Raw genomic sequence first — 12,268 nt, 5'->3', positions numbered from 1 at the left:
TCTCAGACAGGTGGAGCAACGGGCAGCCGGAGGCTGACGCGCAAATGGTCGGGACGGGGGGCCGTGAGACCGAGCGTGCCGCCGTGCGCCACGATGACCCGCCGCGAGATCGCCAGTCCCAGGCCCGTGCCGTGGGTCTTGGTGGTGAACCAGGGTTCGAGCAGACGTTCGAACTCGTCGGGCGCGATCGTCAGGCCGCCATTGGTCAGACTGAGTTCGACGCTGTCGGCTTGGCGCCGTACCTGAATCTCCAGCACGCCCGCGTTCGTCTCGGTCTCGATGACATTGCGCAACAGATTGTCGAGCACTTGGCGCAGCAGATCGGGATCGGCCGCGGTCCAGGCATCGTCCTGCAGGCGCGTGTCGAGCCGCCAGCCGGCCGCGCTGAACGCCGCCGCATAGAGTTCGAGTTGTTCGGCGACCAGCCGCCCGAGCGCGACCGGCACCGGCCTGGGGCGAATGGGGCGCGCATAGTCGAGCAGGCCGCTGACCGTACCGTTGGTGCGCTTGAGCGCTTGCTGCACCACATCGAGCAGACGCCGATGCTCGTCGCTGAGTTCGTCGGCCTCCCAGTGCAGGCGTTGCAGTCCCATCGCCATGGCATTGAGCGGGTTGCGGATCTCGTGGGCGATGGAGGCGGCGGCGCGTCCCAGACCGGCCTCCTCGCGCTGGCGTGACAGGCGTCGTTCATAGTCCAGACGCTGACGCTCATGGGCGCGCTGATGACGATACAGGATCCAGGCGCCCACACCGCCGGCTCCGGCCAGCACCAGGATGAACCCGAGGAACTCCCACCACAGCCGTTCACGCATCCGTTGGAGCGGACCGGCATCCAGTTCCAGATGCAGGCCGGCACCAGAGACCGAGGCGTTGGCTTCGGCCACGAGCGTGCCGTCCGCCGCTTGCCGGATCTGGATACGCGGCAGTTCGGTCGGCATCGGCGTGACCGAGGCGAGACGGGCCGCGCCATCGAGCCGAACCGCACGCACACCGGGCAGGGCGGCGATGGCGTCGAGCGCTCGGGTGAGGCGGATGGCCTCCTCCAGGGCTTGGGTCCGACCGCTGTCGAGACCGACGAGCACACATCCATCGCCCTGGCTTCTCGCAACGCCGAAGAGGATGACATGTGGTTCAGGCAGACGCACCAGACGTTCCAGAGTTTCGCAGCTCAGTTCGCGTCCGGCGTCCCAGTCACGCGGTCCCTGGACTTGGATGTCGGCGCGCTGGATGCGGATGACCGCCAGGCCGGCCTCGGCGGCGAAGGCGGCGAGTTCCTCGTCCGCGAAGGGCGCCACGCCATCGAGATAATCGACGAAACGCGCCGAGTTGCCGAGCACGCGCGTCAGGAGTGCCTCGATCAGTTCCTCGGCCAGGAGCGCGCCGCGTGCATGCAGGGTCACGGCATCGGCCAGCAGCCGTGCGTGTTCGCCCGCGTCGGCCTCAAACAGATGCTGCGCCTGACGGGTCTGCCAGAAGAACCAGCCGAGCACCAGTGCGAAGAGCAGGCCGAAGACCAGCAGATGTCCCAGCCAGGGGGGCGGGAGCCGCTCGCGCTCGCGCTCGCGCGTCGGTTCAGCGTCCACCGCGTCCTCCGCCGGAACCGCCGCCCGCGCCCGATCGCGATCCCTGCATCAGACGCGCCCGTACCCCGGTGCGATCCTGCAAGCCCGAGGCGCCGCCGAGCACGTCGAGTCGCGCTCCCGCCAGGGAGCTGTTGCGCATGCCTTCGGGGCCGGGCCAGAGACGGACCAAGCCACCGACGCGGATTCCCGAGGGCTGATCACCTTCCGCGAGTGGCACGACCAGGGTCTCGGACGCATTCCCGGCCGACGGTTCGAGACTCAGGGTGACGCCCCCAGGTGCGATCGCCAGCACGCGCGCCAGCCGTGGCTCCTGCGCGTCGACCGGGCTGGATGCCAGCACCGCCATCACCAAGATCGCCCGACCCAGGCGGCGGCGAAATCGATCAGCGTAACGACCAGGAGAGGCCACACTCTGTCACCCATTGTTGGAAGGAATAGTCGGCCAGCGTCGAATCACTGTCGAGCCATGTGAGCCGGCACTGCCACTCGGCGCCATCGCCGGGCGGCGCGGCGAACCGGCGACGCAGGGCCAGACTCAGGCCGAATTGGCGATCCTCGCGTTCGCGATGACTGGGTGTCTTTGTATAAAGGGTGAGCGATCCACTCACGGCGGCTTCCACCTGCCAGTCCTCGGATGGCTCCAGTCGCAGTGATCCGCTCAAGCCCGGACGACGATAACTTTCGAGATGAACACTGGAGTCGTTCTCCGCATACGCCAGTGCAAACCGGGTCGAGAGGTCCGGTGACCAATGGCGTGTCAGATCCAGGCCGAGTTCGAGGCGTGTGTCGTCGCGATGCCGTGCCATCTGGCTGCTACGGTTGCGGCCGGTTTCGCCATGCTTCGAACCCGAGTTCGACGCCCCTCCCGGACGACCTGCCCAGGGCAGCGCGGGGTGAAGATAGTCGAGCTGACGGACATCGACGCTCAGTCCAAGGGTGTAGCGCGCGGAGATCAGGTGATCGTAACGCGCTCCAACGCCCGCCTCATCACGCTCGTCGGCAGGTACCAAGGCATCGCGGTAAGCGCTGCCGGCCAGATTGAGTCGCCACAGTCCTAGCCCTGAAGCGCTCTCGCGCGACCATTCACTGAGTAAGTTGAGGCGATAGGCATCGTTGGCGGCCTCGTAATCGCGATACCAGCCGCCGCCGCCCAGACTGAAGGCTTGGCCGGCGTTCGCTGACCAGGAACGCGATGCCTCGACGGCATAGCGTGTAAAGGCCAGGTCCGGCCCGGTGCGCGTCTGTGCCGGATTGGAGTCGAAGCCCAGCGCGATCGAAGCATCCAACTGGAGATCGTCCGCCGCACCCAGTCCTGTGCTCGTCAGCAGCAGAGAGAGGGCGCCGAGGGCATACGCGAACGGTCTCGAACCCCGGACGGCTCGACATTTCTGTCGAGTCGAAACGCGCTTCGTCGAGTCAGAATTCTGGGTCTGCATTATAAAAACAATCTAAATCAAAGGCTTGAAGCATGGCATGTCCTGTGCTCTACCACGATCACGACACTCTCGTCGAAACCCGAGCGAAAAAGGAGCCAGTCCATGCATCCGAAATACACCTTGATTCCCCTGGCCTTCAGCCTGATCCTCGCGGCCGCGCCCACATTGAGCGCCGGACCCAACGGGCGTCAAGTCGACCCGTCACCCGTCCTCACCGAATTGGACGACGCCGAGGAGGCGACCCTGCTGTTCATGCGTGAGGAGGAGCGCCTGGCCCGTGATGTCTATGTCGAGATGGGCATCGTCTGGCAAGCGCTGCTGTTCGACAACATCGCCCAGTCCGAGCAGACGCACATGGACAGCGTCAAGAATGCAATGGACCGTTATGCACTGCCCGATCCATCCGATACGACTCAGTCAGGTGTCTATGCCGATCCTGCCTTGCAGGCACTGTATGCCGAGCTGATGGAACGCGGCGAGTCTTCTTATATGGACGCGCTGCGCGTCGGCGCCCTGATCGAGGAGGTTGACATCGCCGATCTCGAGGCCGCGATCACCGAGACCGACAACACGGATTTGCAGACGCTCTACTCCAATCTGCAACGCGGCTCGCGCAATCATCTGCGTGCCTTCGTCGCCGAGATCGAACGTCAGGGCGTGACCTATGAAGCCCAGGAACTCGACCAGGACACGGTCGACGCCATCGTCGACACGCCCATGGAGCGCGGCGGCCAGGGCCGGCGCCGTGAGGGTAAGAACGGCAGATAGACGAACCTGCTCGTGCCTCAGGTCTGCGCCCGCGCTGTGACCAGCCCCTGCTTCGCGGCCCACAGCGCCACGTCCTCGCGCCGGATCGCGGCGGCCATGAGTTCCGGGAACTGGTCGGGTGTGCAGGCGAAGGCCGGTGCGCCGAGCGCGGCGAGCTTGGCCGCGAGCTGGTGGTCATAGGAGGGTGCGCCTTCGTCGCTCAGGGCCAGCAGCACGATGACCTGTACGCCGGACTGGATGAGTTCGGCAGCGCGCTGGAGCAACTGGCGCTCGACGCCGCCTTCGTAGAGATCCGAGATCAGCACCAGGATACTGTTGCGCGGTTCGCGGATCAGTCCCTGACAGTAGCCGACCGCACGGTTGATGTCGGTGCCGCCCCCGAGCTGGATGCCGAACAGCACCTCGACCGGGTCGCTCAGGTCCGCCGTGAGATCGACCACGGCGGTGTCGAACACCACCAGATGCGTCCTGACCGCCGGCAGCGAGGCCATGACCGCGCCGAAGATGCTCGAATAGACGACTGAGTTGGCCATGGAGCCGCTCTGGTCGATGCAGAGCACGACCTCGCGCTGGGTGCGTCGCGCCTTGCGGCCATAGCCGATGAGCTGCTCCGGAACCAGGGTCTGATAGTCGGCCTGCCAGTGGCGCAGGTTGGCGCGGATGGTGCGGTTCCAGTCGATCTCGGCATGACGCGGACGGCGGTTGCGCTCGGCGCGGTTGAGCGCACCGCTGACCGCCGCACGCATCGGTTCGTCCAGCCGCGCCATGAGCGCGGCGACCACCCGGGCGACGACGCTGCGCGCGGTGTCGCGGGTCTGGGCCGGGAGGATGCCGCGCAGGGCCATGAGCGTGGCCACCAGATGCACGTCCGGCTGCACCGCTTCCAGCAGCTCGGGTTGCAGCAGCATCGACTTGAGATCCAGCCGCTCGAAGGCGTCTCGCTGCATCACCTGCACCAGGGGGCCGGGGAAATAGCGGCGGATGTCGCCGAGCCAGCGCACGACCCGCGGCGAGGAGGCGCCGCTGCCGCCGCGCAGTCCGCCCGGACCGTCCGGATCGTAGAGCGCGCCGAGCGCGGCGTCGATCTGGGCGTCCAGACCCGAGAGCGCATATCCGCAACCGGCCTCGGCCGGCTCGCCCAGGATGAGACGCCAGCGCCGGAGTCGGGTCTGATCGGGGTCGCTCGGGGGCGTCGGGTTGGTCGAATCGGTCATGGTGCGAGTCCCAGGAGACGTTGCAGCAGCGGGATGGGCCGCTCGGCGCGTGCCAGATCGATGGCCGTGTCCGCCATGGCCAGGGGCGCGACGCTCGCCGGACGTCGGGCGCGTTCACCGAGCTGACGGCGCTCGGCCGGCGCGAAGGCCGAGAAAGCGCGTCGCACCAGGGGCAGCACGCGCACGAAATGCTCTTCGCTCAAGCCGGCGACCCAGTCGTCGACCAGTGCCCAGAGGCTCGGGTCGTGCAGCAGCACCAGGGCGCTCTGGTTGAGGAAACCTTCGAGCCAGGCGGCGGCCGGCGCCGGATCATTGGCGAGCGACAAAGCCAGCGACAGACGGCGCGCGGTCGTCTCCAGATCCGCCTGCTGGGCATCGAACAGCAGGCGCGCGGCCAGACCGCCGATCAGGGCATGACAGGTCGCACTCTCGGCGAGACTCATCAGCGCCTGCGACCACGCCTGCTCGAACTCCGCGTCCTGAAGCAGACGCAGCGGGCGGTCGGCGCCCTGGATGGCCGCACGCATGGCGCCGGCGGCCTCGTCGTCGAGCGCCGTGCAGGCGCCGGGCAGCGCGAGCGCGGCGCGCGGCACCAGCCCGGCGAGGACATGAGCCACCAGACCGCTGTCGGTCTGGCGCACGTTGCCGTAGCGCAGGATCGAGGTCAGCGGCGGAATGGCACCCAGCATCTGGGGCACGTCGCCGGCGACGGCGGCCTGATCCTCCAGACGGCGCGTTACCGGCACGATGGCCGCTTGCAGATCGGCGAGCAGCAGACGATCGACCAGTTCGCAGAGGGCCGGCAGTGTGTCGGCGTGTTCAGCGGCATCGATGACGCGGCGGGTGGCGGCTTCCTCGACGCTGTTGCCCCAGCGGCCGGCCTTGATGATGGCCAGCGCGTGCCGCGGCTCCCATTGCAGCGTCCAGACCTCGTGGAAGGTGCCCTTGACCGAGCGCCCGGTGCGCTGCACTTCGCCCCAGTCGATCCCGAGCAGCGACAGACGGTGCAGCAGGTGACTGCGCGCCAGATCCGTGGGTTTGCGCAGGTCGAGATCGAGCGTCTTGCGGCTCGCCTCCGGTTTCAGGCGCACCGCGCGCTGGCGCTCGGTGATGTCACGTTGCAGGGGCACGACCGGCGTCTGGTCCGGGATGCGCCCCTGCCGCTCGCCGATGACGAGCGCGCGATGGATGAGCCGCAGCGGCGCCTCCTCGCCCTGGCAGACGACCGTGCGCAACGCCTCGTCGAGTTCGTCGAGACCGGGCTGAGGACGCTCGCGCATGGCCGCCAGCGCATCGGCCAGCCGCACGGCCTCGATCAGATGGGCCGATGAGCAATCGAGATCCTCGGCGCGCAGCAACTGCGCAGCCTGGGCGACCCAGCCGATGGCCCGTCGCTCCGGGGCGCTGTGCCAGAGGTGTTCGTACCAGCCGGGGGAAGCGATGCCAGCGCCATAGCCGCTGGCGGTACTCAGATGCGGATAGGACCAGGGCACCCAGGTCGCCTCGACCGCACGCTTGGGCAGCGACTTGAGGAGCGCGTTGTCGGCGGTCGCGCTCGGCAGCTCGGCCAGGGCCGGGACGTGCCAGGCCCCGCAGACCACGGCGATGCGCTCGAAACCCTCCTTGCGCGCCTGACGCATCAGCTTGCGCATGTGCGCCTCGCGTCGGGCCTCGTGCTCGCGCCGGTGTGCCGTCCAGTGATCATCACCCGATTCTTCGCGCACCAGGGTCATGGCCTCGCGGATGGCCGCGAACAGGTGCAGACCGTCGCCGCGTTCCTCGACCAGGTGATTCCACCAGGACTCGCCATCGCTGTAGCCGGCAGCGCGGCCGAGCCAGTCGAGCGGGTCGTCGCGTCGCTGTTCGTTGTCTGGATCTTCGGTGCCGGCCTCGGAGGGTTCTTCGGGATCTTCGGCAGCGGTTTCGGAGGCTTCGAGGTCTTCGACCAGCGGTTCGCTTGAGGCGTCGAGCGCGAGCCGGTGGGCGACCGGCAGATCGAAGAAACGGGTCGGCAGACCGCGTTCGAGTCCGAAGCGCAGCGCCTGCCATTCCGGCGAGAACTCGGCGAAGGGATAGAAGACCGCCTCGCGCGCGTCCTTGGGATCGTAGACGAGCAGGGCGACCGGCGGCACCAGTTCCGGATCGCGCAGCCATTCCAGCAGCGCCTGTCCCTCGGGCGGCCCCTCCACCAGGATGCAATCGGGGTTCAGGGCCTCCAGCGCCTGGAGCAGACTGCACGCGCAGCCCGGACCATGGTGGCGGATGCCGAAGAGATGGAAGGGCGAATCGGCCATGTGGCTCCCCCGCTGTGGGCGCGGCGCGCTCAGTCGTGGTCGCGGCAGGCGCGGTAGAGATCCTTCCAGTCGCCGCGTTCCTTGATCACGGTCTCCTGGTACTCGCGCCAGACCAGCGCATCCTGCACCGGATCCTTGACGATGGCGCCGATCAGGCTCGAAGCGATGTCGCCGGCGCGCATCACCCCGTCGCCGAAGTGCGCGGCGAGCGCCACGCCGTTGTTGATGACCGAGATGGCCTCGGCGGTGCTGAGCGTGGCGCTCGGGGCCTTGAGCTTGGTCTTTCCGTCCTCGGTCTGACCGTTGCGCAACTCGCGGAAGATTCGCACCACACGCTGCACCTCTTTCAAGGCGGGCGGCTCGGCGGGCAGATCGAGCGCGCGCCCGAGTTCGGCCACGCGCTTGCTGACGATGGCGACCTCTTCGTCCGCGCTGGACGGCAGCGGCAGCACCACGGTGTTGAAGCGGCGCTTGAGGGCGCTGGAGAGTTCGTTAATGCCCTTGTCGCGGTTGTTGGCGGTGGCGATGGCGTTGAAGCCGCGCACGGCCTGGACCTCGGTGCCCAGTTCGGGCACGGGCAGCGACTTCTCCGAGAGCAGGGTGATCAGCGTGTCCTGGACATCGGCCGGGATGCGCGTCAGTTCCTCGACACGGGCGATCTTGCCCTGTTCCATGGCGCGCATCAGCGGGCTTTGTACCAGGGCCTGGGTCGAGGGGCCTTTCGACAGCAGTTCGGCATAGTTCCAGCCGTAGCGCAGTTGTTCCTCGCTGGTGCCGGCGGTGCCCTGGATGAGCAGGGTCGAGTCGCCGCAGACAGCGGCGGCCAGATGCTCCGAGACCCAGGACTTGGCCGTCCCCGGCACCCCGAACAGCAGCAGGGCGCGATCGGTGGTCAGGGTGGCGATCGCGGTCTCGATCAGCCGCCGGCTGCCGATGTATTTGGGACTGACCTCGAAGCCGTTGTCGAGCCGTCCGCCGAGCAGATAGGTCGCCACCGCCCAGGGCGACATGGCCCAGTTGGGCGGACGCTGGCGGTTGTCGCTCTGCTTGAGTGCGTCGAGTTCCTCGGCGAAGGACTGTTCGGCGTGCTGGCGCAGGATCTGATTCATGCGGATCGCCCTGTCTGAAGATGGTGGTTGAGGATCTGGCGCTGCCGAACGATGGCCAGAATTTGGGCCTGGGTCTCGGTCGCGGCAGGCGAGTCCAGGCTCTCGCGCGGCCAGCCGTTGGCGGCTTCGTCGAGCAGTGCGTCCGGCAGACAGGCGATGAAGCCGGGCAGGGCGCGGCGCAGGCTGTAGTCCTGGACCAGACGGCCTGCACCGCCCTGGCGATAGAGCCGATCGAGCAGACGCCGCGCGCCGGGCACGGACAGGCCGGGCAGACCCTCGCGCATCAGTCCCTGGGTGAAGCGGGTCAGCAACAGACCCAGGGACAGGCCGCGGGGCGGACGCTCGATCAGGGCCAGCCAGTAGGCTTCGCGCTCGACGGCCGGGAGCCGGTCGACGAGGTCCAGTGGATCGAGCGCCAGCCCCTCGACTGGCAGCCGGTTCAGGATCGCCTCGGTCCAGTCGAGTGACGGGGTGCGGGCGAGCGCCTCGCTCCAGGCCCGCAGCAGGGCGAGTTCCCAGTCGGTGCTCTTGGCCCAGCGCACGCAGTCGGCCGGGTCCAGTCCGGTCTGGCCGGTCCACCAGCCGAGCGACAGAGCGCGCGCCAGTTGGTAGAGCCACCAGGCGCGCTGACCGAGTCCCTCGCCCTTGGGAGGCGTCTCCTCGATGGCATCCAGCGTCCAGTCCGGCTCGAAGGCGGCGGGCGGCTCGATCGTCGGCACCTGTCGCAGGCGTTTGCGCGTCTGGCCGAGACAGGCACCGACACGCTCGGTCAGACGGGAGACATAGCGGCTGTCGGGCAAGCGGGCGAGCAGTGCACCGGCCTGTCGGCGCACCTCTTTGCTCCGGTCCTGTAGACAGGTCTCCAGAACGTCCTGGTCCTCCAGGCTCAGGCCGGTCTCCAGCTCAGCGAGCAGTCGGGTGCGCCCACGCGCGTCGGTTTCACCCAGGGTTTGGGCCAGTCGCTCGCGCGCTTCGGCCGGGTCGCGGCGACGCTGGGCCGCCAGGAACCGACACCGCTGGTCCAGCGTGCCGCTGTCCCACCAGTCGGGATCGGGCGGCGTTTCGTCCAATGTCAGGGCAGGCGACCACTCCGGATGGAGACGCGCCAGCCAGCGTCCGCGCTCGCCGACCACAGGCGGCAGCCAGGGACGCAGATCGGTCTGTTGAACGGCGAGCGTCAGGGCGCGTGGCAGGAGTCGCGGCGGCAGGAGATAGCCGGCGGCGTCTAGTTGACGCAAGGCCAGGACGCGCAGCGGGTCCGGCCCTTCGTCCAGGATGGCTTGCAGCGTCGTCACCAGTTCGGGTTCCGCCGCTACGGGGCGCGCGTCCTCAGTGCAGAGCGGGAGCTGTGGTCGATCCGTCGGCGGCGGTCGGAAACCGGCGGCCGAGCAGACGGCGAGCACGCCGGCCAAGCGCAGCGCAGTGGTTTCGGGCGAGGCGGTCGCGTCGGCCTGAATCTGGGCGGACAGACGACCGAGCTCGCCGTTCGCGTTCGGCCACTCGGGCGCGCGCCGGTCGGTGCCGATGAGGAGTTGGGTGGCCAGTTGGTCGAGCGGTGACATCAGCGGTCGCTCCGGGCGGTGTCGGCGGTCCAGATCAGCTCCGGAGTCCAGGCACTGAGCGGGCGCAGCGACTCGCCATCCCATTCGCCGAACAGGGTGATCGGAGAACCGCCGGCAGCCGCGACGAGCGACCAGGCCGCGTCCGTGTCGAGTTGCAGACGCAGCGTCGTGGACTCGCCGACGTACAGCCGCCAGTCGTCGCTCGTGTCGGGCTGCGGGACGCCGGAGACGCTCAGCACGCGAACGGCCGGCCAGGGATTGGCGGCGATCTGGTCGGCCAACCGTTCCAGCGCATCCGCGAGCGGGACGGACGGCCGGGACGCGGCCTCCGGGAGACGGCGCGGCGAATCGACGAACAGCGCGCGCATCGGCGCGGCACTTGGATAGAAGGCGAGGATCGCGGCCAGAGTGTCGCCGACCGTCAGCATCGGCTCGAAGTTCGCTTGACCGTGGCTGTAGTCCAGCACCAGTGCCGGGCGGTCGCTGGTTCGGCCCTGGAGCCAGACGCGGCGCATCACCAGCCGCTCTTCCTCGGCGATGTGAACGCCCAGCACCTGCCAGTCGTCACTGAGGCGCTCGCCCGTCTCCAGCACGGCGCCCTTGTCCTGGGGCAGACCCAGAGCCGCACGCAGATCGGCCTGCTCGCCGGCCGACAGGCTGTCCAGACGTCTGGCGCCGTCGATCAGGAGTTGCAGCCGACCGAGTTCGGCCAGCAGTCGGCTCGGCCAGTGCTCGCCGCGACCGACCAGCGCGCCCGCGCGTCTCAGCCGCTCAGCCAGCCCCGGAAGCTGGGCGTCGACCAGACGCGCGGCCATGGCGATCCAGATCTCCGATTGACCCTGGAGCTGGGCCAGCCCCTGACGCAGCCGATCGGCCAGCCAGGCTTCCAACTCGCCGAGACCCTCCGTCAGACGTCGTTGACGCTCGGCCTCGCGGCGCGCGGCGGCCCGAGGATCGGTCGGCGTTGAGCCGGCACCCGCGGCCGACTCCTGGCGTTTCGTCTGGCGTTCACTGCGCTGGGCGCGCGAGGCCAGCCACTCGCCGACCCAGTCGGGCGGATCGGTGCGCGTGAAGCGATCGGGATGTTGCAGATACAGCAGACCGAGCGCCAGACCATGCTTGCAGGGGAATTTGCGGCTCGGACAGCTACAGCGGAAGGCCGGACCGGAGAGATCGATCTGCGTCTGATAGGGTTTGGAGCCGCTGCCCTGACACTCGCCCCAGACCGCCGTCTCGTCATAGCCGAGCCGGGGCCATTTGGCCGGAATGACCAGTCCCTTGGCCGCCTTGACGGACGCGGCGTCAGGGGCCAGCCGCAGGAGTTCGTCGGCGCTCGGAATCAATGGCATGCGCGGCAATCACCCCAGGTTGTGCGTCGCCGGCCTTGGCGGGCGAGGGTCGGGAGAATCAGCTCATCGCACCAAGCTTAACCGAGTTCGGTACGCTGTGATACCGTCTCCCGACCGTCAAGCGTTTCCATCACCACGGGTTGCCATGACCGACACCCCACCGATCGACCGACTCATCGCCATCATGGCGCGACTGCGCGATCCCGAGCACGGCTGTCCCTGGGATCTGGAGCAGACCTTCCGCACCATCCTGCCCTATACGCTAGAGGAGGCCTACGAGGTCGCCGAGGCGATCGAGCGCGAAGACATGGCGGCCTTGCGCGATGAACTCGGCGACCTGCTGCTCCAGGTCGTCTTCCATTCACGCATGGCGGAGGAGGATGGACATTTCGCCTTCCCGGACGTGGTCGCGGCGATCTGCGACAAGCTGATTCGGCGTCATCCGCATGTCTTCGGCGCGGCCGAACTGGCGGATACGGCGGCCATCCGGGTCCACTGGGAGCAGATCAAGGCCGCCGAGCGTGCGGGCACTGAGAGCGGGGAGTCGAACGGAATCCTGGCCGGCGTCGCGCGCGCACTGCCGGCCCTGGTGCGCGCCGAGAAGCTCCAGCGTCGTGCCGCACGGGTCGGATTCGATTGGGACGAACTGTCGGCCGTCTTCGGCAAGGTCGAGGAAGAACTCGCCGAGTGTCGCGCGACCCTGGCCGAGCACGCCGATCCGACCGAGCGCGTCCACGAGATCGGCGATCTGCTGTTTTCCTGCGTCAATCTGGCCCGTCATATGGGCGTGGACGCCGAACAGGCCTTGCGCGCCGCCAATCAGCGCTTCGAACGTCGCTTCGCCCAGGTCGAGTGCGGGCTGCGCGACCAAGGGCTCGAACCGAGTCTGGAGACCCGCGAAGCGATGGAGCGTCACTGGACGCTGGCGAAGGCGGCGGAACGCGCCTGAGTTT

Annotated in this window: 10 protein-coding genes; 2 read left to right on the top strand and 8 right to left on the bottom strand. The window is 68.3% G+C overall.

Annotation, left to right across the window (positions count from 1 at the left end):
• Positions 1–2 precede the first annotated feature (2 nt).
• Genes HW932_RS08805 through HW932_RS08795 form a run of 3 tightly spaced genes read right to left on the bottom strand, consistent with a single transcriptional unit; the run spans position 3 to position 2,869 of the window.
• The gene (locus tag HW932_RS08805) at positions 3–1,583 is read right to left on the bottom strand and encodes an ATP-binding protein (protein WP_176976123.1); all 1,581 of its coding nucleotides are present in this window, start codon (positions 1,581–1,583) and stop codon (positions 3–5) included.
• The gene (locus HW932_RS08800) at positions 1,573–1,929 is read right to left on the bottom strand and encodes a hypothetical protein (RefSeq protein ID WP_176976122.1); all 357 of its coding nucleotides are present in this window, start codon (positions 1,927–1,929) and stop codon (positions 1,573–1,575) included. Before HW932_RS08800 ends, HW932_RS08805 begins: the two co-directional genes overlap by 11 nt.
• Before the next feature lie 37 nt (positions 1,930–1,966).
• Positions 1,967–2,869, bottom strand: a complete 903-nt coding sequence (locus tag HW932_RS08795; protein ID WP_176976121.1) for a hypothetical protein — start codon at positions 2,867–2,869, stop codon at positions 1,967–1,969.
• Between the two features lie 252 nt (positions 2,870–3,121).
• Here HW932_RS08795 and HW932_RS08790 point away from each other — a divergent pair, with 252 nt between their 5' ends.
• Entirely contained in the window at positions 3,122–3,787 is a 666-nt protein-coding gene (locus HW932_RS08790; RefSeq protein ID WP_176976120.1) for a DUF2202 domain-containing protein, read from the top strand.
• A 17-nt stretch (positions 3,788–3,804) separates the two neighbouring features.
• Here the strand turns inward: HW932_RS08790 and HW932_RS08785 are convergent, their stop codons facing one another.
• The 5 genes from HW932_RS08785 to HW932_RS08765 are packed head-to-tail and all read right to left on the bottom strand — an operon-like array spanning position 3,805 to position 11,315.
• Positions 3,805–5,001 (bottom strand): VWA domain-containing protein, encoded by a 1,197-nt coding sequence (locus HW932_RS08785; RefSeq protein WP_176976119.1) that lies wholly within the window; start codon positions 4,999–5,001, stop codon positions 3,805–3,807.
• The gene (locus tag HW932_RS08780; protein WP_176976118.1) at positions 4,998–7,295 is read right to left on the bottom strand and encodes a DUF5682 family protein; all 2,298 of its coding nucleotides are present in this window, start codon (positions 7,293–7,295) and stop codon (positions 4,998–5,000) included. The genes HW932_RS08785 and HW932_RS08780 overlap by 4 nt, the downstream gene beginning before the upstream one ends.
• A gap of 29 nt (positions 7,296–7,324) precedes the next feature.
• The gene (locus HW932_RS08775) at positions 7,325–8,404 is read right to left on the bottom strand and encodes an ATP-binding protein (protein ID WP_176976117.1); all 1,080 of its coding nucleotides are present in this window, start codon (positions 8,402–8,404) and stop codon (positions 7,325–7,327) included.
• Positions 8,401–9,966: a DUF5691 domain-containing protein gene (locus tag HW932_RS08770; protein ID WP_176976116.1), complete on the bottom strand. Its 1,566-nt coding sequence runs from the start codon at positions 9,964–9,966 to the stop codon at positions 8,401–8,403. Before HW932_RS08770 ends, HW932_RS08775 begins: the two co-directional genes overlap by 4 nt.
• On the bottom strand, positions 9,966–11,315 hold the full coding sequence (locus HW932_RS08765; protein ID WP_222932292.1) for an SWIM zinc finger family protein: 1,350 nt from the start codon (positions 11,313–11,315) through the stop codon (positions 9,966–9,968). Before HW932_RS08765 ends, HW932_RS08770 begins: the two co-directional genes overlap by 1 nt.
• 145 nt (positions 11,316–11,460) lie before the next feature.
• On the opposite strand from HW932_RS08765, the gene mazG reads away from it, so the two are divergent.
• A complete protein-coding gene (gene mazG / locus HW932_RS08760) occupies positions 11,461–12,264 on the top strand; it encodes a nucleoside triphosphate pyrophosphohydrolase (protein ID WP_176976115.1) in 804 nt (267 codons plus the stop codon).
• Positions 12,265–12,268: the final 4 nt, after the last annotated feature.

This window comes from Allochromatium humboldtianum, from assembly GCF_013385175.1.
Lineage (GTDB): Bacteria > Pseudomonadota > Gammaproteobacteria > Chromatiales > Chromatiaceae > Thermochromatium > Thermochromatium humboldtianum.
Note: the sequence above shows the minus strand (reverse complement) of the source record. Positions and strands in the feature narration are given on the sequence as shown.

What these genes read in the sequence shown, in the direction of transcription:
- HW932_RS08800 (WP_176976122.1), bottom strand. Translation starts at nt 1,929, where the DNA reads ATGGCGGTGCTGGCATCCAGCCCGGTCGACGCGCAGGAGCCACGGCTG.
- HW932_RS08790 (WP_176976120.1), top strand. Translation starts at nt 3,122, where the DNA reads ATGCATCCGAAATACACCTTGATTCCCCTGGCCTTCAGCCTGATCCTC.
- HW932_RS08785 (WP_176976119.1), bottom strand. Translation starts at nt 5,001, where the DNA reads ATGACCGATTCGACCAACCCGACGCCCCCGAGCGACCCCGATCAGACC.
- HW932_RS08780 (WP_176976118.1), bottom strand. Translation starts at nt 7,295, where the DNA reads ATGGCCGATTCGCCCTTCCATCTCTTCGGCATCCGCCACCATGGTCCG.
- HW932_RS08775 (WP_176976117.1), bottom strand. Translation starts at nt 8,404, where the DNA reads ATGAATCAGATCCTGCGCCAGCACGCCGAACAGTCCTTCGCCGAGGAA.
- HW932_RS08770 (WP_176976116.1), bottom strand. Translation starts at nt 9,966, where the DNA reads ATGTCACCGCTCGACCAACTGGCCACCCAACTCCTCATCGGCACCGAC.
- HW932_RS08765 (WP_222932292.1), bottom strand. Translation starts at nt 11,315, where the DNA reads ATGCCATTGATTCCGAGCGCCGACGAACTCCTGCGGCTGGCCCCTGAC.
- mazG (WP_176976115.1), top strand. Translation starts at nt 11,461, where the DNA reads ATGACCGACACCCCACCGATCGACCGACTCATCGCCATCATGGCGCGA.